This is a genomic window from Brevibacillus sp. HB1.1 (assembly GCF_013332445.1).
Lineage (GTDB): Bacteria > Bacillota > Bacilli > Brevibacillales > Brevibacillaceae > Brevibacillus > Brevibacillus porteri.
In genome coordinates this window covers 57,409-78,967 of sequence record NZ_JABMIV010000006.1, presented here as the reverse complement: position 1 = coordinate 78,967, position 21,559 = coordinate 57,409, and the positions used below count along the sequence as shown (strand labels likewise).

Sequence of the window (21,559 nt, the reverse complement as noted above, 5' to 3'; positions counted from 1 at the left end):
TTACCGGTAAGTAAAATATAATGGGATTGATTGTAAATAGCAAGCCCTAAAATGGTGGAGATGGATAAGCACAACTGTCCTTTGCCCGGACACAGATGTCTCATACCTGTCTGGATTTGAGAAGGTCGAGACAGCTTGTCGCTTGTAAAAACCACGTGTGGCAAGGGGGGATTCGTTTGGTATCCAACTTGCATAGCTTTTTTCTGAATGCGGATGCAATTGTAGAGGAAGGGAGAGAATGGCTTGGATATGCGGGAAGTGGTTGCCATTGTAACGGGTGGTGCTTCCGGTTTGGGAGAAGCCGCTGTGAGGAATGTAGTTCAACACGGGGGAAGAGTAGCCATTCTTGATTTGACGGTGGAGAAGGGGCAAGCGCTGGCGAATGAGCTGGGGCGCGAAAATGCTTTGTTCGTGCATACGGATGTCGTGAGTGAGGCGAGTGTACGCGATGCAATCGATCAGGCTGCTGGCACATTCGGTACGATTCACGCCGTAGTCAACTGTGCAGGGATCGGTTTGGCACAAAAAACGCTGTCGCGAAGCGGTCCACATCCACTGGAATCCTTCAGCAAAGTTATTTCAGTCAATCTGATCGGTACTTTTAATGTCATTCGGTTGGCAGTGGAGCAAATGGCAGGAAACGAGCCGAACCAACAGGGGGAGCGGGGTGTCATCATCAATACCGCATCGGTGGCAGCTTTTGAAGGGCAGGTGGGGCAGGTTGCCTATAGCGCCTCCAAAGGCGGAATCGTAAGCATGACCCTGCCGCTAGCAAGAGACCTGGCTTCGTATGGCGTACGCGTGATGGCAATTGCTCCGGGTCTATTTGACACGCCGATGTACGACCAACTGCCTCGTTCTGTAAAAGATGCGTTGGGTGCGACTGTTCCTTTTCCCGCACGCATGGGTGATCCGCAAGAATACGCGATGCTCGTGAACAGCATCATCACCAATTCGATGTTGAATGGTGAAACGATCCGGCTGGATGGGGCAATCAGGATGGCACCGAAATAGAGAAGACGTGTTGACAGGAAAATAGTTAGGTGCCATACTATATCCATGACAAACCATTCAAACGGAAGAAAACAAGAAGAAGCGATCCCATCGCTTGTTCAATCGCAGCGCCAGATTGATCAGTATGGACTCGATGTTGATGCGCAAGCTGTACTCGTCGCTGCTAGGCTGATGGAGGCAGGAGCCAAGCTTGGGCATGCGGCCGAAATACATTTTGCCAGATTCGGCTTATCAACAGGACGATATCGCTTATTGGCAGACCTCGAAGATAACGGTGGGGAAGTGCTGCCTTCACAATTGGCAGAGCATCTGGGGGTAACACGGGCTACTGTTACTGGTCTGATCGACATCCTGGAGCGCGATGGCCTTGTTTCCCGACGAGCGAGTGCAAAAGATGGCAGGCAAAAATCGGTCATTTTAACAGAGCTCGGTGCTAGCAAGCTGCGTGAAATGGCGCCTGAGCACTTTGCGAGATTGGAAGCGATGGTCGGATTGCTCAATACCGAGGAGCGCAGTGTGTTTCTCGACCTGCTGGGCCGCGTGACACAAGGCATCTCGGCACTGACAGACGAATAGTAAGAGCAGGCAAGTAGTAAAGCGGGCTAGGTAGCTAGCCCATTTTCATCTTTATATAGTTAGGTTCCTAATTATATTTTCGAAAAGGGGAAAGGAGGTGAAACACATGCATGACCCTGCAAAAGCGGGAGGTGTTTATCCGATCAAAGGCGCACGTTCAGAACGAAAATCGTTTGTTTTATGGCGAGAAGTAATCATGGCTTATTTGTCTCCTGCGATCATGGCGAGCATAGGGGGATGGATCACCGCTGACAAAGGGCTGCAAATAGGGGCATTGACCACGATTGGCGGAACATCCGCATTGATTGCCGCACTGTTTGGGCGATGGTTACAGAGCCGTGGTATACATAAACGCTGGGTCACCCGCATGCCTCATTTGGCGCTGGTAGCGGTTATGGGAATGACAATGGCAGTGATCGGTCTCTTGGCAGCATGGCTAACAACGGAGTTACTTGTCATCTTTGCGCCCGGTGAATCGTTGGCTTGGCTAAGTCGTGTCTGGATCGACTTCCCGCTGTCAGCAATAATCGCCAGCACGTTAATCACATGGCGGTGGCGTAGTGCCATCAACCATGACCATCAAAACAGGAATCAGATACGGAGGCGATAGAAAATGATCGTAGTGATGGGAGCAACAGGAACCATAGGTAGTGCACTTTTGAAACGATTGATAGAGCTTGGTGTCCCAACCCGGGCATTGAGCAGAACGCCGGAAAAAATTCAGATGCTAATGGGAGAGCAGGCAGCATCTACGGTGGAAGTCGCAGCAGTGGAAGCTTCTGACCCTGAATCATTGCGCCGAGCGTTTGCGGGTGCGAATCAGCTCTTCCTTTCCCTTTCAAACAGTCCCAATCAGGTCGAGCTGGAAACATCGATGATTCGCATAGCAGCTGAGGCTGGGATCCAGCATATCGTGAAAATATCCAGTCCAGCCTACGACGAAAAGGCGCCAGTCGCCGTAGCGGGATGGCACCAGGAAATCGAGAGCGCTTTATCAGAATCGGGTATGAAAAGTACCGTACTGCGACCGTACGCCTTTATGCAAAATCTGCTCCGCTTCGCACCGACGATCAAGACGCAACATGGTTTCTTCGGTACGATGGGTGAAACAGCATGCAACTTTATCGATTGCCGGGATATCGCCGATGTTGCCGCAAAGGTATTGACCTACCCTGAAAAGGCAGGTCGTGTATACACCCTGACTGGTTCTGAGGTTTTCAGCTATCCGCAAATTGCGAGCAAGCTGTCCGATCTGCTCGACCGCCCGATTACGTACATCAACAAGGATAGCGAAGCACTCCGACGTGATCTGATGGAGTACGGAAACATGCCAGAGTGGCTCGCCAGTCATGTCGTTGAAATTCAAGCTATGGCAGTAGCGATCCCGGAAAAGCCGACAGACGATGTAGGGCGTGTCCTTGGCAGAGAACCTCGCCAGCTGGACGCTTTTCTGCAAGAGCATATTGAAAAGTTCCGTTAATCAACAGGGCTATTTTCTAGCAGCGAAATTTCTTGCGCTTTCAGAAGAGCTTGTGTGCGATTAGTGACACCGAGCTTGCCATATATCCGATGCAAATACACCTTGACCGTCCCGAGCGTGTTCCCTAGCTCATCGGCGATTAGCTTGTTGGATGCTCCTTGCGCCAGCATGGAAAGGATGATCATTTCCTTCCCGGTTAGCGGCTCGATCAAAGGAGCTTTTCTTTTCTCCATTTTCTTAGGGAAAAGAGATAGTAGTTGATTGACGTACGCAGCAGATACAGACGGACCTGGGTGTTGGGATCGTTTTTTCAAGCGTAATTGGTAATCGTGCAAGAGGTGAGACATCGCCGTTCCTTCGTCTAGAAAGCTACGGACGTAGCAGTTGTTTTCGCCAATTAAGAGCGCTTCGTGGAGGAAAGCCAGCGCTTCCTTTTTGTTGCCGCACTGTTGGTGAGCGAGTGCTTGTAGAACGGCGATGTCTACCTGACTGATCAATAGCTCCTCGCGTATACTGGATGGCTTTAGGAGCGCTAAAATACGCAAGGCTTCCTGTTCCTGCTGCTGGGCGAGCAACAAACGGACATAGGTCAAAACCTCTAATTCTCTCTGAATGCTAGGCTGATTGAAAATGGAGGGGGGAAGCTTGGACAACTCCGCTTTCGCCAAAGCGATATCCCCTTCCTGAATCGCGATGTGTGCGAGAAATGCTTGTAACGGGTTGAACCAATACGTAGCACCCCAGCTCGCGACCGTCTCAACTGCCTCCGAAACGATTTTGCGGGCCGCAGAAAAATTCCCCTCTACCAGCTTGAGTTTGGCGGATGTCAGGACATAGGGGATGAGTAGGCCAGGAATTTGCTTGTGTAGGGCAACGAAACGAACGCGCTGCAGATACGCAAGGCTCTCTTCCAGCCTGTTTTCCTCATAAAACCCCTCTGCTAATGCCTGAACGACGTACAAATTAATCAAGGAGTCCTTCCAGCCATGTGCTTCAAGTATGTCGGAGAACTGATTGCCTACAAGCTCTGTCTGATCGGATAGGATTCCTTTTAACCCGAATCTCGTTCGCCGAATAAATGGTTCTGTCGTGTTGTAATTAAAGTGGTAAAACAACGGACTCTCAGGAAGTCCACCACTTAACTGTGAAGAACTGGCGATCCAGCGATCAAAATCCATAGTGGCGAACACCAAATTGGCTCGAACAAAAAACAGACCGCTCAAAAACTGCCGGTGCTCTGTTGAATCTTCTATGTCAGCAATGCTTTGCTCCAATTTGGTGAGGGCCAGCTCCGCCCGATCCGTTTGAACGCAGGTAACCAAGAGGAACACATAGATCAGGCGAAAAAGTGGTGAGAAATAGTTCGCGTGATCAGGGATGCTGTCCAGCGTTCTGAGAAAGCTGGAAAACTCGCCGCGTTGAAGCAGTGCCGGAATATGTTGCGCAAGGAAGCTTACAGCCAACGTGTAATCGGCAGCGGCAATCGCATGATCGATCGCTTCGTCCATCATTCCACGCTCCGCATAGCTCTCACTGGCTAGCCGGTGCAGCACACGTGCTTCTCCGGGAGCTGTCTGCTCCAATTGACTGCGCAAAAAATCGGCAAATAAGTGATGGTACCGATACCACGTCCCGTAATCATCCAACGGGATTAAGAAAATGTTTTGGCGGTGCAAGTGGGTCAGCATTTGTTGGCACTGGGGCAGGCCGGTCAGAGCGCGACACACGTGAGCGTCCATTCTCGCCAGCACAGAGGTTTTGAGCAAGAAGCTGCGCTCCTCTTCCGGGAGTCGCATGATCACTTCATGAAACAAATACTCCGAAATATTGCGATGAGAGCCAGTAAATCCGGCAAAAAATTGATCGTGGTTTTCCATATTCACGAGTGAAATGGCAGCGAGCTGCAAGCCGGCGACCCAACCCTCCGTACTTTTCACCAGCTGCTCGATTTGCATTTCGGTCAGAGGTAAATCGTGAACCTGCCGGTAAAAGCTGTCCGTCTCTTGATGACTGAAAAGAAATTGTCCTGACTCAATGTGACATACTTCATGACGTACGTTCCATTTGACTGTAGAAAAAGGCAATGTGTTGCGACTGGCGATGTACAGATGGACGTGGCTCGGGACATATTCCAGAAAATAAGCGAGACTGTTGTGAATCGTCTCATCCGAGATCACGTGGTAGTCATCGAGAATGATAGCAAGGGGCTGCGTCGTAGAAGCGAGTTCATTGAGCAGGGAATCGATGAAGGTCAAGATCGAGGTATGACTGGTTGCCTTCATGGCTGGTTCCATTCGTTCGGAGAGTTCTGCGAAGTCAGATTCAGACAGTGTAAATACGATGTATCTCCAAAAGCGAATCAAGTCATTATCCATCTCATCGAGTGAGAGCCATACAGTGGTACCGCCGTACTGATGCGCCCATTGACTGAGCAAGGTCGTTTTTCCATACCCGGCTGGGGCGTATAACGTGGTCAGTCGGCATTGCAGACCAGCGTCCATTTTTTGCAGCAGTCGGCTCCTGTGAACGCTATTCGATCGAACGGCGGGCATTGCTGTTTTGGTTTTCAGCATAATGGAATGATGGAGCATGTTTGTACCGTCCTATGTATTAGAATCGTATGTGTCCATTATACTTGTTATCGGCAAAAATCGACATTTGAAAAAAGAAAGAGTCTTTTGTCCCGAGAAGCAGGTCCTAAACCGCCATCTTTTGCATGCCAGTCACTTTAAGGCGAGAAATTTCCATGGAAGCTAGACATGCTTCAACAGGCTTCACATCCCACGCCTTCTAGAATGAAAGCAAAAAGAGAGATGGGTTGAGGGGCATGAAGATTGGACGATGGAAACAAGCGGTAATCGTGGTAGCTGCTGTGATGCTCTGTGCTGCAATGGGAACGGAATCTGTTGCGGTCCAGGCGAGCAGCGGAGGGGATGTGCAGGAGCAGGATTCTATTCAGGTAGCGTTTGTCGGGGATATGATTTTGGATAAGAGCGTCGGGAATCAAATTGGGCGGTACGGCGTAGATTATCCGTTTCAAAAAACAGGTGATTTTCTTAAGCAGGCAGACTTGACGATTGGCAATCTGGAGACACCAGTCAGTACACGGGGACGTCCGGAGAAAAAGGAATATACCTATCGTGCGAAGCCAGAGTCTTTGCAGGGGCTCGTGAACGCGGGTTTCGACGTGGTCAATCTGGCGAATAATCATTCGCTCGATTACGGAATGGACGCGCTCTATGACACAATGGAGCATCTGAAAAAGGCAAAGATCGGTTACGTCGGGGCGGGGAAAAACGAGGAAGAAGCATTCGCACCCTACATCCAAACGATCAAGGGGAAACGCGTGGCAGTCATCGGGATCAGCCGTGTCCTTCCAAATGAGCGTTGGTATGCGCGAAAAAACAAGCCAGGTCTCGCCCATGCCTACTCTTATGAGCCGATGCTATCCCATGTAAAAAAGGCAGTAGCGGAGTCAGACATTACGATTGCGGTCATGCACTGGAATCTGGAATATAAGGATTACCCGGAACCATATGCGCGCGAGATGGCGAAAAAGCTGATCGACAGCGGTGTGGATGCCATTGTTGGATCGCACAGCCATTCGATTATGGGTGTTGAGTTTTATAAAAAGGCGCCGATCTACTACAGCGTAGGGAATTTTGTGTTTACCACCTCGCGCAATCCGAAAGGTCGCGAAGCCATGATGGTCCAACTGACATTTTCAAAAGACGGGAGCAAGAGCCACGTGATACCGGTGAAGCTCACGAACGGTCAGCCTGCTCCGATGGACGAGAAAAACAAAAAGCGGATCATCGACAAGCTCAACCGCATTTCCTATGGGGCGAGCGTTGACGCAAAAGGCGAGGTTAGCGAGTCTAAGCCTCAATAGCTGGTCTGCGCATCATTTCTCTTCGTGTGAAGCGATACTGCTCGTATAAACCATGAGCATCCCGAGTAGCGAGTATCATGCTCGTATGACGGATGTCTGGATGTTCCACCATCACTTCCATGAGCCATTTGCTCAATCCCTTACCTCGATGCTCCGGGTCGACGAAGACATCACACACCCAGGAAATCGTCGCGTAATCACTCACGACCCGGACGAATCCAGCCTGTCCATCCTCACCGTACAATCCAAAACAGAGTGAATTTTCGATACTTTTTACGATCATATCCTTGGAGCGTTCTGACGCCCAATACGTTGTCGACAGCCAATCGCTGATGCGCTCGATATCGAGTACAGCTTTCTCATCACTGATTTTGTAAGGCAGTGTCGCGTGTCTTGCTTCCATCCGTATCCCTCCGTATATGTATTTACTCCTTTGCTTACGATTCACTATACTCAAGGGACTAGGGCGCATAAAGGAGAGAAAAGTGAATCTGTACCCACACAGATAACGGGGGAGTGAACGGGATGAAGAATAAATACGAAGTCGTGAAAGACAGCATCAAAGAACAGCTTCGTACCCATACAATCAAGCCAGGGGAGAAGCTGCCGTCGATTCGTACTGCATCCGAGCGTTGGTCGTGCAGTTTGAATACGGCGATACGGGCGTATCAAGAGCTGGAGAAGGAACACTTGATTTATTCCATTCCCAAAAGCGGTTATTACGCGGTCCTTCGCCCTCTTCAAAGTACGCGTTTTCCAGAGGAGCGAATTGACTTTACGGCAGCCAGCCCTGACTCAGAAGTTATGCCATTCAAAGATTTCCAGCATTGTTTAAACCGTGCGATTGAATTATATGAAGATCAGTTGTTTTCCTATTCGGAGCCCCAGGGCTTTTTCTCCTTGCGTCGGGCATTGGAGAGCCATCTCGCCCAATCACAAGTGTTTGCATCCCCTTCGCAAATTTGCGTCGTTTCGGGAGCTCAGCAAGCGCTGCATCTGCTCGCCTCCATGCCGTTTCCAAATGGAAAGAATGCAGTGCTAGTCGAACAGCCTACCTTTCACGGCATGCTGCGTTCACTCGAGCTGCTGGGAGTTACCGTTCTGGGCATCCAGCGGACCGCGGCAGGCATCGACATGGATGAGCTGGAGCGGCATTTCCGCAACAATCAAATCAAGTTTTTCTACACGGTTCCCCGGTTTCACAATCCGTTGGGGACAAGCTATTCAACGGAACAAAAGAAACAAATCGCCAAGCTGGCTCAGCGCTACGATGTATACATCGTCGAGGATGACTATCTGGCGGACATGGAAACCAATCTAAAGACAGACCCGATCTACAGCTACGATCAATCAGGGCGTGTCCTGTACGTCAAAAGCTTTTCTAAGATCATGCTGCCCGGACTTCGATTGGCGACAGTCGTCCTGCCCCCTTCCGTAATGGAAACGTTCCGGTTGTTTAAAGCATCGTGTGATTCCAGTACGGCCGTCTTGTCTCAGGCGGCTTTGGAGCTGTATTTGAATTGCGGGATGTACGACCATCATGCTGCTCTTGTCCGGGAACGTTATCGCCTGCGGATGGAAACATTGGCCGAGTGCTGCCGGCGCTATCTTCCCCCACAGCTTCACACACAAATCGGAACAGGCGGGATTTTTTCGAGAGTGCTGCTTCCCGATGAGCTAGACGCTCAGGATATCATTGCCGTGTTACACCAGCAAAACGTGCGGGTCATGTCCACGAACCAGAGCTATTTGCCTACCTTCCCGCGTGAAAACGGGTTGCGAATTAGTATTATCCAAACAGATGCTGATAAGATAGAGAGAGGGATCGCTCTGTTAGCAGAGACGGCTACTACACTCTTGCAAAAGCAAAGAAAAGAAGGTCAGTGGCGGATTATCGATTGGATCTAGTGGTTATGCATATTTGAGGAATGGGCAGAATGGAGACGTATATCATCACGAAAAGGAGTGATTGTCAGTGCAAGCTATCACTACGTTTCTCATGTTCCATGGACAAGCGGAAGAAGCGATGAAGTTTTACACGTCTATTTTTGATCGCTCAGAAATCAAGCAGGTCATGCATCACGAGAATGGACAAGTCCTGCACGCTACCTTCACGTTAAAAGGCCAGACTTTCATGTGTATTGACAATACGAACGGTGACTATCATGCCTTTACCCCGGCGATTTCGTTATTTGTGGACTGCGATACAGAGGAAGAGGTTGACCGTGTTTTTGGACAGCTTTCCTCGGATGGACAAGTCCTTATGCCGCTTGGACAATATCCGTTCAGTGAAAAGTTCGGATGGGTCCAAGATCGTTACGGAATATCGTGGCAGATTCATTTAACGAAAAAATAAAAGTAAGAAAAGCCGGTACACCTCTTGGTACCGGCTAACTTTTTACCTTTTTATCGATGTTGCAGTGGGGGAAGAAGCGAATTTCCAGTCTACGCTTCGGCCTACGCCCCGCAAGGGGGCACGACTGTCCGCTTCGGAAAAAATGGCGGGAGCACTTCAAACGTAGAAGTTTCGAGGAGGTCATTCATAAGTGAAGCTGAAATTCCCCGCCATTTTTTCCTACGCTGAGAAGGGCTCCAGAGGCGCTTGGACTGGAAATTCGCTTCTTCCTACGTAGCTGTTCATTAATTTGAATGTGGTTCTAAGGTGTTTCGGGCCAAATGAATTAGTCGTTCAGAAGCTTTTCCTGTGTTAACTTGCAAAACGTTTAAACGCACGAAAAAATCCACAGCTGTACGAAAGTCCTGTCACATGTTTGGAAGGAGACCGCCCGAACGAAGAGAGGATACAGGCGACTGGAAAACATGTGGCAGGGCTTCCCCCGACCACAACCGATGGAATATAGTCTTTTTGTCTACATCGTCATCAACTGACGAAAACTACGCCGATAGCTCCACAGCAAATACGCTTCCAAAATCGCGACAATCAGTCCCATAGCGAGCATGTCGGGATCGACAAACAGGTGGAACGTCAAGATGTTGACAGCAAGAGGCGCAGTGGCGGTTAGAGCCAGTGGGACGAAGCGGTTGGTTAGGAATAGCAATCCACAGATGATTTCGACGGTTTTGACCAGAACCAGCAAATACCCTTGCAAAAGCTCCATGGCAGCAGGACTGGTTGGAAAGATAGACTCGAATCCAAACAAGACAATGTAACCATTCACACCGGCTCCAAGCAAAATCAATCCAAGGATGATACGGGCGAATACGGGCAATGTCCGTGCCATCAGGCATCACTTCCTTGTAGTGAAATAGGGCTGATGAAGTCTTCGAGGAAAGTATAACTCCACTTTGACCACCTGGTCAATATGCGTTATGATAGGAAAAAGAAGAACGGAGAGCAGGTGACGGACATAAAAGGAATTTGGCAGGACGAAACACTGGAGCCGAACAAGCGAAAACTGTTGGAAGCGGCTCTTGTTGAATTTTCCGCGAAAGGCTATGAACGAGGCTCGACCAATCAAATCGTTCAGAACGCAGGCGTATCAAAGGGGATGCTGTTCCACTTTTTCGGGAATAAAAAGGGACTGTTTCTCGCGATTGTGGATGCTTGTATCGAACGTTTTTTTGCCTGTATACAGGCGCGAATGGAAGCGGCGCCGCAAGACTTTTTTGCGCGATTTCTTCATGTTAATCAAGCAAAAATGGCGCTCTTTGCCGAGGAGCCAGTTATTTATCAAATGGCAGTGGCGACCTTTTTCGATTATCCCGAGGAATGCCAGGCTGAGATCGAAGACAGAGAAACACAGTTCAATGCGCGATATATTCCCTTGTTTCTGGATCAAGTCGATACGTCATTGATCAAAGCGCAGTTCGATCCACAGAAGGCGCTGCATTTTTTGCTGTCGACTGTAGAGGCATTGACGCAAAAGTACGTCCGCGAAAACTACGATGCCAGCGATAAAGGCTTCGCACATGTCCAATCCTTTTTTGTGGAATTAGAATCGTATATGGAAATGATGATGGTAGGACTGTATAGACATTCAGACAGTGGAGCATAAAGGGGAAACATATATGGATGAGAAATGGACACGCCTGGTACATAACATGAACCCGTCAGCCAAGCTCCTTCGTGTAGGGGAGTTAAGAGGCGGGATTTCTGCACAGGTCACCGCGCTAGAAATGGAGAGCCCTGAAGGCACGAAGAAAAAAGTAGTCGTCCGCGAGCATGGTCAGGCTGACCTCAAGCGAAATCCACAGATCGCATCAGATGAATTCAGGCTGTTGCAAATACTGAAGTCAGCTGATTTGCCGACTCCAACGCCCTATCATCTCGAAGCAGCCAGCGATATGTTTCCCACACCGTGCCTTGTCATCGAATTCATAGAAGGAGAGACAGTCACCGCACCAGCCGACTTGTCCAGCTTTCTACAACAAGCAGCTGAGGTGCTGACTCGCATCCATTCGGTAGACGCTACTAGACTGGTGGGCACTTCTTTGCCGAAACAAGAAGAAGCGATAACGGAGAAGCTCCACAAAAGACCTACGAGCCTGGACAACTCACTGGATGAGGGACTCATTCGCGAAGTGCTGGAGTCCGTTTGGCCGCTGCCGCAGTCGAATGCAGCATCTCTGTTGCATGGCGATTTCTGGCCGGGAAATACGATGTGGAAGGAAGAAAAACTCGCTGCTGTTATCGACTGGGAGGACGCTGCGATCGGCGACCCCTTATCTGATCTCGGCAATGCCAGACTGGAGATTTTGTGGGCATTTGGAGTGGAGGCCATGCATGAGTTTACGCTTCATTATCAATCTTCTGCCAGCAAGACACTCGATTATACCCAGCTTCCGTACTGGGATTTGTGTGCGGCACTGCGGCCAGCTTCGAACCTATCTGATTGGGGATTGGAAAAAAGGATAGAGGACTCCATGCGTGAGCGACATTCTCTATTCGTGATGCAGGCGTGTGAAAAACTAGGCATTCCGTATAAAAGGTATACGACTAATGAGAGCCTCGAATAATCGGGGCTTTTTTTGTTTGGAAAAAACTGTTGACCGATCCGGTATCGATACCTATAATCTAATTCATAGTAAATAGGTAAGAATTATAAGTTATTGTTTTTTGATCCGACCGGACCACCGGAGGAGCTGGTTTCACTGAGTGAGTGGATATGAAGGAGGATCAACATGAAAAAAAGGTTTTCGCAAATCATTTCAAGCTTGCTATTAGGGACTCTGTTGGTCACAGGGTGCAGCTCCGAAGGCAGTACGCCGGCTACCTCGACACAAACGGCGACTCCGTCGACAGAAGCATCAGCACCTGCTGCCAGCAAGGTGCAAGACATAAAAGACGGCATCAATTTGGCTACGGATTTATCCAAGCTGCCGGAAGCAGCAGCCAAAAGGACCGATACATTCATTGCGGGACTGACAGAGCCGGGTGGTGTATTTAACCCGTTCTTTTACCACAACGGCTACGATGGCAATGTCTCCTCAGCGATCTTCGAATCCCTGGTGGATGTCGATGCGACAGGAAAGCCAGTCCCCAAGCTCGCGGAAAAATGGGACGTATCTCCTGACCAGCTCACGTATACGTTCCACCTGAGACCGAATCTGAAATTCAGCGATGGTTCACCGCTGACGGCAGAGGATGTGGCCTTTACACTGACGATTTTGCACGACAAAACGTACGATGGCGAAACGGACATTTTCGTAGCAAGTATCAAGGGTGGCCGTGAATACAAGGAAGGCAAAGCGAACACGATCGAAGGGATCAAGGTGATTGATCCACAGACGATCCAGATCACGACGGAGAAAGTGAACGCCAAATCTCTCGTTCTGTTAGGTGGGCAGGTGCTCTCCAAAGCGTACTACGGCAAGGAGTACAAACCAGGCAATCTGGAGTATCTCCGCACCCTGCACGGCAAGCCATTGGGAGCTGGACCTTACAAATTTGAGGCGTACATTCCTGGTCAAGAAGTCCGCTATCTCGCAAACGAGCACTATTTCGCGGGCAAGCCGCAAGTCGAGCACTTTATCTACAAGACGACCGAGGGCGACGCTCTACAGTTTATCCAGACAGGGGAGATGGACTACAACTCCTTTACCGTCAACTCGGATAACATTGAGCAGTTGCAAGAGCTAGGATACGTGAATATCAATCTGTACACATCCAGTGCCTATTCGTACATCAAGTTCAATCATTCCAAGCCATTTTTCAAAGACAAGCGCGTCCGCCAAGCCTTCATCTACGGACTGGATCGCCAAAAGATTTTAGACCTGACTTACCAAGGATACGCGCAAGTCGCCAATGTACCAATCAGCCCTGTTTCGTGGGCCTATACGGATGATGTCAATCCATACGCCTACAATCCGGAAAAGGCGAAGCAGCTCCTGGACGAAGCGGGCTGGAAGCCGGGCGCGGACGGTATCCGTGAAAAAGACGGACAAAAGCTGGTCGTGCATTACTACACGACAAAAGGAAAGCTGGGAGAGGTACTGATCCCGATTGCCAAAGAAAACTACAAAGAGCTTGGCATCCAGTTTGAAGCGGAAATGATGGACTACAACGCCGTTTTGGCACGGACGGAAAAAGGAGATCACGACCTCGCTTCGTTCTCGACCACGATGCTGATTGATCCAGATGACGGTGTAGACGCCTTCTCGACGAAAAAGGGCAAGAGCGGATTTACCGGAACGAATGGCTACTCCAATGCCAAAGTAGACGAATTGCTGGAATCAGGTCTATCTACGCTGGACATCGAGAAGCGCAAAGCGATCTACAAAGACCTGTACAAAGAGCTGAGCGATGACCCGCCGTACATCTTCCTCGGCTACCGTAAAATTTTGTCTGCGCACAACGGCAAGATCAAAGGCTTGGAGCCGAATCCGTTCACAGGTATTTCGACCAGCCTGCCTGGTATCAAGTTTGAGTAACAAGTTCGAGTAACTGACTCACGAATGTTGTGCCCGGCCTTGGGGCTGGGCTTTCTTTTTTCCTCAAGCATGAAAGGAGGCAAACGATGACGTCCTACTTCTTGAAAAGGGTCTTTTACATGGCGTTGACGCTCTTCGGCGCATCCATTTTGATTTTTTTCCTGTATGCCCTGACGCCCGGTGATTTCGTCGATACGAGTCCCAAGCTGACAGCGGAACGAAAGCTGGAGCTAAAAGCGATGTACGGTCTGGATAAGCCTGTCGTCGAACGGTATTTCATCTGGATGAAAAACGCCTTCCAAGGCGATTTTGGTTATTCTCTGCAATACCAGCAGCCAGTGATGTCGCTGTTGAACGATTACATCTGGAATTCGTTTTTGCTCGCGATTACCTCCACCTTTTTTACGTGGCTGATCGCGATCTCTATCGGAGTTCTGTCTGCTGCCAGGCAGCATTCCTGGTTCGATGCACTCGTGACGATTGGCGTTTTTGCAGCGATGTCATTGCCTGTTTTTTTCGTCGGGCTGCTGTTTATCAAGTTGTTTGCTGTCGATGCCAAGCTGTTTCCCGCAGGAGGCATGATGACGATTGGCAGCAAGGAAACGGGGTTCGCCTATGCGTGGGACGTGGTCCAGCATATGTTTTTGCCTGTGACGGTGCTGACTTTGCTGAGCGTGGGGACGCTGACTCGTTATTTCCGCACGAACATCCTGGAGGTCATTCAACAAGACTTCGTGCGCACGGCCCGGGCAAAAGGACTGAAGGAAAAAGTCGTCCTGCACAAGCACGCGCTGCGCAATGCACTCCTGCCCGCCATTACACTACTAGGCTTTGAACTGCCAGCATTGTTCGGTGGGGCGATTATCACGGAAAAAATCTTTAACTGGCCCGGTGTCGGACAGTTGTACATGCAGGCGTTTTCTGTACGGGACTACCCGCTCTTGATGGGCTTTACGATGTTCCTGGCGATTCTCACCGTCATCGGAAACTTATCTGCTGATTTGCTGTACAGAGTGGCTGACCCGCGGGTTCGGTTGAAATAGGAGGGAAAACGATGGCATCAACGGTAAGTGAAGTAGCCGAGGTGACGAGACCGGAGCAGGTAGCGTTGCGTTCCTCCTTGTGGCACGAGGCGTTTTTGCGACTGAAAAAGAAGCGACTGGCCATGGTTGGACTTGTGTTTTTACTCGTCATGGCGGTGGTATGTTTCATCGGTCCGTTTTTTTCTCCGTACGCATCCGGCAAGATTAATACGGCCATGATCAACAAGCCGCCAAGCTTCTCCCATTGGCTCGGGACGGACAGCTTGGGCAGAGACATTTTGACGCGGTTGATGCAGGCGGGCCGAATCTCATTGACAGTCGGCATCGCTTCTATGATGCTCTCCGTTTCTATTGGCGCCCTTCTTGGTGCACTAGCTGGCTTTTACCGCGGGTGGGTCGATCAAGTGATCATGCGCGTAGCAGACGTGCTCATGACCATTCCTGGTCTGCCGCTCTTGTTTATTATGGGCGCAGTCCTCTCCGAGTGGAAAATCCCGACCGACTACCGCATTTACATCGTCATGGTCATGCTGAGCCTGATCGGCTGGCCTGGCTTGGCGCGAATGGTCCGCAGCCAGATGCTCACCTTGCGTGAAAGTGAATTCATGCAAGCAGCAGAAGTACTCGGTCTGCGCGACAGACGCAAGCTATTCTTCCATTTGCTGCCCAATCTGACACCACTCTTAATTGTAGTTGCCACCTTGAACATCGGCGGTGCGATCCTGAGCGAATCCGTATTATCGTACTTCGGCCTCGGTGTCGTCCCACCAACACCCACATGGGGCAACATGATGGATGCGGCGAATACCTTGATCGATTTTCAGAAAAGACCGTGGCTGTGGGTTCCTCCGGGTATTGCTATTTTCGCTACCGTTATCTCGATTAATTTGTTAGGGGATGGATTACGAGATGCTTTGGACCCAAAGCAGAAGCGTTGAGGGGGGTTCTTGAATGATTTATAACTTCTTGAACCTTCTTTCAAGATAAAACTTCTCCCCCTCCACTACAGATACTTTTTATAAGAAAAGGCAGGTGAGCCAAGCATGAATGCTTTAGTCGAAATCCAAAATTTAAGCACCTACTTCAAGTCCGAACAAGGCGTGGTCAAAGCAGTCGATGCCCTCGAGCTGCGCGTCCATGAGGGAGAGACCGTATGCATCGTAGGCGAGTCGGGCTGCGGCAAAAGCGCGGCAGCCATGTCATTGATGAGACTAATCCCAGAGGCGGTAGGCAGTATCGTTTCGGGTGAGATATGGTTTGCAGGCCGTGATCTGCGAAAAGTCAGCAAAGAAGAGATGCGAAAGCTCCGCGGTAACGAGCTGGCCATGATTTTTCAGGAGCCGATGTCGTCACTCAATCCCGTACTGACCATCGGTGAGCAGATCATGGAGCCGATCATGGAACATCAGGGACTAAGTAAAAAAGCAGCCCAAGCGCGAGCCATCGAGCTGATCGAGCTAGTCGGAATCCCGCGGGCAAAAGAAATCGCCAAATCGTACCCCCATGAATTGAGCGGGGGCATGCTGCAACGCATTATGATTGCCATCGCAATATCCTGCAATCCTCGCCTGCTGATCGCTGATGAGCCGACGACTGCTTTGGATGTGACTATTCAGGCGCAAATTCTCGATCTGCTTCGCAAAATCAAGGACGAAGCCCAAACTGCGATTCTTTTTATCACGCATGATCTGGGGGTCGTTGCGGAGATGGCCGATCATGTGGTCGTGATGTACGCAGGGAAAGTGGTAGAGGTGTCTCCTGTCGTCGAGCTGTTCGAGGAGCCGAAGCACCCGTATACACAAGGCTTGCTTCGTTCCAAGCCTGTACTGAATCAGCGCAGAGCCAAGTTGTATTCCATCCCTGGTCAAGTACCGAATCCGACGACACTCGGTGAATCGTGCTATTTTCATGACCGATGCGATCAGTGCTTGGACATTTGCCGGGTGAAGCAGCCGCCTTTGCGTGATGGGGGAGACGGTAGAAAGGTCGCGTGCTGGCTGTATGAGGAGGAGATCGTCCGTGGACAGTAATTTACTGGAAGTGCGCCGATTGAAAAAATATTACCCGATTACCGGAGGGCTTTTCGGCAGGACGATCGGCCATGTAAAAGCGGTGGATGACGTCAGCTTTTCCATCCAAAAAGGGGAGACGTTTGGGCTGGTCGGTGAATCCGGCAGCGGGAAAAGCACGACAGGTCGCACCATCCTGCGCCTTTTGGAAAAGACAGAGGGAGAAGTCCGCTTCCAGGGTATCGATGTGCACGCGTTGAATCGCCAAGAGCTCCGAGCATTGCGCCCACGGATGCAATATATTTTTCAAGACCCGTACAGCTCGCTGAATCCACGCGTTCGAATCGGAGAAGCACTGGGGGAAGCGCTGCTTGATCACGGGCTGCTCCCACAAGCGGAGGTCAGAGAAAGAGTTTTAGAGGTCATGGCTTTATGTGGATTGGCGCCGTATCATGTCGATCGGTATCCGCATGAGTTCTCGGGCGGTCAGCGTCAACGGATTGGCATCGCACGGGCGATTATGATGAACCCTGATTTTATCGTCGCGGATGAGCCAGTATCTGCTCTGGATGTGTCGATCCAAGCCCAAATCATCAATTTGTTTGCAGAGTTGCAGGAGCAGAGGAAGCTGACGTACTTATTTATTTCACATGATTTGAGTGTCGTGGAGCATCTGTGCACGAGGATCGGCGTCATGTATTTGGGGTCATTGCTGGAGCTGGCACCTCGGGATGAGTTATTTTTGGAACCGCTCCATCCGTACACCAAAGCATTGCTCTCCTCTGTGCCGCTCCCGATCCCAAAGAAAAAGCGCGAACGCATCGTCCTGCAGGGAGACATGCCAAGTCCGGCAAATCCTCCAGCAGGGTGCAAATTCCATACGCGCTGCCCGTACGTGAAAGACATTTGCCGACAGGAAGTGCCTGCTTTTCGGGAGGTTAGCACCGACAGATTTGTCGCCTGTCATTTGGTGTAAAGGGAATCATTGGGGGAACAAAGAACTGCACGGAGCATTGACCGATAGCAGAATCGTATGGTAATATTTTCATATCATAGTAAATGTATCGGTTTTTAAACGATTGGCTGATCGGTCGACCGAAAGCTCCCGCGAGGACAAAGACAACCAAGCTGTCTAGTTCCGCAGGGAGCTTTCGGCAATCGAAGGAAAATGAGGTGAGAAAAGCCTCTTGCTGCCCAAACGGTTTGACATTGACAGTTATGGGCAGCAAGAGGTATTATCAAATCACAAAACAAAGTAAATAGGTAGGAATAATATACATTGATTTATCGAAACAGGAGGGTGGTCCCCATGGCAAAAGATGAGATTTCCCTAGACGTTCCCTTATTAGAGAAAATCGCGCGCGCACTGGATGGTTTGGAATACGGTTCCATACATATTGTGGTTCACGATTCACAGGTCGTTCAGATTGAGCGAACGGAAAAATACAGACTCCCGGCGGAAAAGCCTGAGGCAAAGATTTCGCAAGCGCGCACCGGAAAATAGAAGAATAAGCGTGGAAAAAAGAGAGGAGGAAGGACTATGGCAGGCGTTCTTGTGGTAGGAGGAGATCGGGTAGCAGAAATCGAGAGCTTGTTACAGAACAAAGGGTTCCAGAATGTCTATCACGTATCAGGTCGCAAAAAATCCGATGTGAAGGCGACGATTCCTTCTGATACGGAGCTTGTTCTTGTCTTTATTAACTTCGTGAGTCACAGTTTGAGTAAAAATATAAAGAAGCTGGCGAAGCAAAAGCACGTCCCGATCGTTTTTTGTCGAAGGTCATGTGATGCGGTAGCCATGTATGAACCAGCGATAAGCTAGAGAGGACAGCCCCATATGCGCGAATGAATAGAAGTATTCAAGGATGAATACTTCTTTTTTGCGTGACAGAGACTACTGGTAGAAACTTGTCGGACCGACTCGTGTAAAAGTATTCAGCACTGAATAAAACCAACAAAAGAACAACCGAAAACACGAATGGCATAAAATTTGCAGAATATTTATTCAATAATCGGTTATCCGACTCAAACAAGGGGGTACAGCATGAACAGACCAGTTGTCCTAACAAGTCTCTTCGTTTTGCTTACGGGGTTATTTGCAGGCTGTAGCAGTGGCAATACGCCGACTCAAACCGCACCAGACAACCAGCAGCAACCAGCGTCAGCACAGCAGGCAACTGCGCAGCCTGCGGCAGAGCAGATCCTGCACATGAATGCAGCAGAGCCAGAGACACTTGATTCAGGCATGTCCAACGATGTCATTTCCGGTGCCTTCATCCGTTCGCTGTACGACGGGCTCGTTCGTTTGGACAAGGATGGCAAGCCAGTCCATTCCGTTGCATCCGACATTCAAGTATCTGAGGACAAAAAGGTGTACACTTTTACTTTGCGCGACAGCAAGTGGAGCAATGGCGACCCGGTTACGGCTCAAGACTTCGCCTTCGGCTGGATGCGCGTGCTCAATCCGAAGACAGCCAGCGGCTCCGCCTACAAGTATTATCCGATCAAAAATGCCCGCGCCTTTTACGAAGGAAAGGCGAAAGCGGAGGATGTCGGCATCAAGGTCGTCGATGACAAGAAACTGCAAGTCACCTTGGAAAATCCTACTCCTTACTTCCTGACACTTGCGACCTTCTACTATCCGGTCAATCAAAAAGTGGTAGAAGCCAATCCGAATTGGGCGAAAAAGCCCGAGTCCATCGTGACCAATGGGCCGTTCAAACTGGTGAATTGGGAGCATAAAAACAAGATTGAGCTGGCCAAAAACGAGCACTATTGGGACAAAGATGTCGTGAAGTTCAACGAAGTCGAGTTTTCCATGATAGAGGATACGAATACCGAGCTGGAGTTGTTCAATAGCGGCGAGCTGGATTGGGCTGGCGGCCCGATTAGTGGTCTGCCTGCGGATGCCATTGGACCCTTGCGCGACGAAGGCAAGCTGCAAACCATGCAACGTGCCACCAACTACTATCTCCTGTTCCAGACAGAGAAGCCGCCATTTACGAATAGCAAAATCCGCAAAGCGTTTGCCTATGCGATTAACCGTAGTGACATCGCAGAAAACATCGGCCAGGCCGGACAGACTCCCTTGATGGGCTTTGTCCCACTTTCCGCCTCCTTGAAGCCGGATGGGTATTTCAAGGATAACGACGTGGAGACGGCGAAACAGTTATTGGCAGAAGGAATGAAGGAGATGGGCATCGCCAAGCTGCCCGAAATCACCTATCTGTACAATACCTCCGACCTCAACAAGAAGATTGCTGAAGCATTGCAGGCTCAATGGAAACAAGCCCTTGGTGTGGACGTAAAGCTGATCAATAAAGAGTTGAAGGTCATGTTTGACGATCAGGAGCAAGGGAAGTACATGATTTCCCGAACAGGCTGGACGGGAGATTACAACGACTCCGTCAACTTCCTGGAGCTGATGATGGAGAAGTACAGCTCCAATAACTCGACCTTCTGGTTTAGCGAGAAATACGTAGAGCTGGTGAAAAAGGCGTACGCCGAACCAGATGAGGCCAAGCGCAATCAGTATCTGGTCGAAGCGGAGAGCATCTTGATGGAAGAAATGCCGGTAACGGGTGTGTACTCCAGCGTCAATTCATGGGTACAAAATGAAAAGGTAAAAGGCATCACAGTAGATCCGTTGGGCTACATCGACTTCAAGTGGGGATACAAAGAACAATAGCGCTGAAAAGAAGTGGCCGACATAAAAATCCATGTGTGGGCCGTTTCGCGAGCGATGGGGGAGGAATTTTCATGACATGGCAGCAAGCAGTAGAAAACGTGCTGAAGGAAGCGCCCGGTATTTTTGGAATCGCAGCTGTTCATCTGGAAACAGGAGAGTCAGCAGGGCATCTGGATGAAGAGTTGTTTCAACTGGCGAGTGCATTCAAAATTCCGATCATGGTCACCTTGATGCGCGAGGTGGAAGCAGGACGAATCCGCCTCGACCAGCGTGTGACACTGAAATGGGAGGACCGCGTACCGGGGTCAGGCATTTTGCAAGAGCTGGATGCCGGAGCGGCCTTAACGGTAAAAGACTTAGCGACACTGATGACGATTGTCAGTGATAACTATGCGACGGACCAAATCATCGAGTTGATCAGCGGGATCGACAAGGTGAATGAGCACATGCATGAGCTGGGTCTTTCGCAGATTCATTTGACGCATAATTGCTGGGAGCTCCTCAACCACTGCGTGGGTATGAACGAACCTACACCTTCGCAGGCAGGGTTCGATGAGTTCATGCGCCGGGAAGAGTCAGGCAATTACGAATTGATCCACGATGTATCCATGCCTACCCTTGATAATAACGTAGCGACACCAGCGGAGCTAAACCGCCTGCTTATCATGATTGCGCGAAAAGAAATTCTCACGGAGGCCTCCTGCGAGCAGATGCTAGACATCATGCGACGTCAGCATTACAACAGCCGTCTGCCGTACTTGCTGCCAGAAGGAACAAAGGTCGCGCATAAGACAGGAACCGTCAATGCAGTCGTCAATGATGCAGGCATCATCTATTTGCCCGAAGGAAAAGGGATGATTGCGATCACGGCACTATCACGCGGTGTGACTGACAAAGAAGCGGCAGAGCTTACTATCGCTCGTGTTGCAAAAGCGATTTATGAGCAAACGATGGGGAGTTGATGAA

21 protein-coding genes are annotated in these 21,559 nt (G+C 50.0%); 18 read left to right on the top strand and 3 right to left on the bottom strand.

All coding sequences use genetic code 11. From position 1 onward, the window contains the following. The first annotated feature begins 243 nt into the window (after window positions 1-243). The 4 genes from HPY27_RS16860 (at window position 244) to HPY27_RS16845 (ending at window position 3,070) form a co-directional block, all read left to right on the top strand. Window positions 244-1,014, top strand: coding sequence for a 3-hydroxyacyl-CoA dehydrogenase (locus HPY27_RS16860; RefSeq protein ID WP_017251220.1), 771 nt, complete (start codon window positions 244-246; stop codon window positions 1,012-1,014). A 45-nt stretch (window positions 1,015-1,059) separates the two neighbouring features. Beyond that, window positions 1,060-1,590, top strand: a complete 531-nt coding sequence (locus HPY27_RS16855) for a MarR family winged helix-turn-helix transcriptional regulator (protein ID WP_017251219.1) — start codon at window positions 1,060-1,062, stop codon at window positions 1,588-1,590. 106 nt (window positions 1,591-1,696) lie between these two features. Continuing rightward, window positions 1,697-2,200 (top strand): hypothetical protein, encoded by a 504-nt coding sequence (locus HPY27_RS16850; RefSeq protein WP_017251218.1) that lies wholly within the window; start codon window positions 1,697-1,699, stop codon window positions 2,198-2,200. A 3-nt stretch (window positions 2,201-2,203) separates the two neighbouring features. Further along, the gene (locus HPY27_RS16845) at window positions 2,204-3,070 is read left to right on the top strand and encodes an SDR family oxidoreductase (RefSeq protein ID WP_174225507.1); all 867 of its coding nucleotides are present in this window, start codon (window positions 2,204-2,206) and stop codon (window positions 3,068-3,070) included. On the opposite strand, the gene HPY27_RS16840 is transcribed toward HPY27_RS16845, so the two are convergent. Then, the gene (locus tag HPY27_RS16840; protein ID WP_174225506.1) at window positions 3,067-5,661 is read right to left on the bottom strand and encodes a winged helix-turn-helix domain-containing protein; all 2,595 of its coding nucleotides are present in this window, start codon (window positions 5,659-5,661) and stop codon (window positions 3,067-3,069) included. The two genes, HPY27_RS16845 and HPY27_RS16840, sit on opposite strands and share 4 nt — an antisense overlap. Window positions 5,662-5,897: 236 nt before the next feature. Here HPY27_RS16840 and HPY27_RS16835 point away from each other — a divergent pair, with 236 nt between their 5' ends. Continuing rightward, a complete protein-coding gene (locus HPY27_RS16835; RefSeq protein ID WP_174225505.1) occupies window positions 5,898-6,962 on the top strand; it encodes a CapA family protein in 1,065 nt (354 codons plus the stop codon). Here the strand turns inward: HPY27_RS16835 and HPY27_RS16830 are convergent. Then, window positions 6,949-7,365, bottom strand: coding sequence for a GNAT family N-acetyltransferase (locus HPY27_RS16830; RefSeq protein WP_174225504.1), 417 nt, complete (start codon window positions 7,363-7,365; stop codon window positions 6,949-6,951). The two genes, HPY27_RS16835 and HPY27_RS16830, sit on opposite strands and share 14 nt — an antisense overlap. Before the next feature lie 122 nt (window positions 7,366-7,487). On the opposite strand from HPY27_RS16830, the gene HPY27_RS16825 reads away from it, so the two are divergent. Both HPY27_RS16825 and HPY27_RS16820 read left to right on the top strand, forming a co-directional pair. Then, window positions 7,488-8,870 carry an aminotransferase-like domain-containing protein gene (locus HPY27_RS16825; protein ID WP_174225503.1) on the top strand — a complete coding sequence of 461 codons (1,383 nt, stop codon included), beginning with the start codon at window positions 7,488-7,490 and terminating at the stop codon, window positions 8,868-8,870. A gap of 61 nt (window positions 8,871-8,931) precedes the next feature. Next, window positions 8,932-9,318, top strand: a complete 387-nt coding sequence (locus tag HPY27_RS16820; RefSeq protein ID WP_174225502.1) for a VOC family protein — start codon at window positions 8,932-8,934, stop codon at window positions 9,316-9,318. Between the two features lie 514 nt (window positions 9,319-9,832). Here HPY27_RS16820 and HPY27_RS16815 read toward each other — a convergent pair. Beyond that, window positions 9,833-10,204: a hypothetical protein gene (locus HPY27_RS16815; protein ID WP_174225501.1), complete on the bottom strand. Its 372-nt coding sequence runs from the start codon at window positions 10,202-10,204 to the stop codon at window positions 9,833-9,835. Between the two features lie 117 nt (window positions 10,205-10,321). On the opposite strand from HPY27_RS16815, the gene HPY27_RS16810 reads away from it, so the two are divergent. From HPY27_RS16810 to HPY27_RS16760, 11 genes are all read left to right on the top strand, one after another. Next, window positions 10,322-10,978 carry a TetR/AcrR family transcriptional regulator gene (locus tag HPY27_RS16810; RefSeq protein ID WP_174225500.1) on the top strand — a complete coding sequence of 219 codons (657 nt, stop codon included), beginning with the start codon at window positions 10,322-10,324 and terminating at the stop codon, window positions 10,976-10,978. Between the two features lie 13 nt (window positions 10,979-10,991). Continuing rightward, complete coding sequence (locus HPY27_RS16805; protein ID WP_174225499.1) at window positions 10,992-11,939, top strand: phosphotransferase family protein; 948 nt, start codon at window positions 10,992-10,994, stop codon at window positions 11,937-11,939. Window positions 11,940-12,104: 165 nt separating this feature from the next. Further along, complete coding sequence (locus HPY27_RS16800; protein ID WP_174225498.1) at window positions 12,105-13,853, top strand: ABC transporter substrate-binding protein; 1,749 nt, start codon at window positions 12,105-12,107, stop codon at window positions 13,851-13,853. Between the two features lie 86 nt (window positions 13,854-13,939). Beyond that, on the top strand, window positions 13,940-14,896 hold the full coding sequence (locus tag HPY27_RS16795; protein WP_174225497.1) for an ABC transporter permease: 957 nt from the start codon (window positions 13,940-13,942) through the stop codon (window positions 14,894-14,896). An 11-nt stretch (window positions 14,897-14,907) separates the two neighbouring features. Further along, entirely contained in the window at window positions 14,908-15,834 is a 927-nt protein-coding gene (opp4C, locus tag HPY27_RS16790) for an oligopeptide ABC transporter permease (protein ID WP_174225496.1), read from the top strand. Between the two features lie 105 nt (window positions 15,835-15,939). Then, on the top strand, window positions 15,940-16,926 hold the full coding sequence (locus HPY27_RS16785; RefSeq protein ID WP_174225495.1) for an ABC transporter ATP-binding protein: 987 nt from the start codon (window positions 15,940-15,942) through the stop codon (window positions 16,924-16,926). Then, window positions 16,916-17,881 carry an ABC transporter ATP-binding protein gene (locus HPY27_RS16780; protein ID WP_371814335.1) on the top strand — a complete coding sequence of 322 codons (966 nt, stop codon included), beginning with the start codon at window positions 16,916-16,918 and terminating at the stop codon, window positions 17,879-17,881. The genes HPY27_RS16785 and HPY27_RS16780 overlap by 11 nt, the downstream gene beginning before the upstream one ends. Before the next feature lie 333 nt (window positions 17,882-18,214). Then, the gene (locus HPY27_RS16775; protein ID WP_173623034.1) at window positions 18,215-18,409 is read left to right on the top strand and encodes a YezD family protein; all 195 of its coding nucleotides are present in this window, start codon (window positions 18,215-18,217) and stop codon (window positions 18,407-18,409) included. A 36-nt stretch (window positions 18,410-18,445) separates the two neighbouring features. Then, entirely contained in the window at window positions 18,446-18,727 is a 282-nt protein-coding gene (locus HPY27_RS16770; RefSeq protein WP_007729617.1) for a DUF2325 domain-containing protein, read from the top strand. A gap of 222 nt (window positions 18,728-18,949) precedes the next feature. Then, window positions 18,950-20,593: a peptide ABC transporter substrate-binding protein gene (locus HPY27_RS16765; protein WP_174225493.1), complete on the top strand. Its 1,644-nt coding sequence runs from the start codon at window positions 18,950-18,952 to the stop codon at window positions 20,591-20,593. Between the two features lie 71 nt (window positions 20,594-20,664). Beyond that, window positions 20,665-21,555, top strand: a complete 891-nt coding sequence (locus HPY27_RS16760; RefSeq protein ID WP_174225492.1) for a serine hydrolase — start codon at window positions 20,665-20,667, stop codon at window positions 21,553-21,555. Window positions 21,556-21,559: the final 4 nt, after the last annotated feature.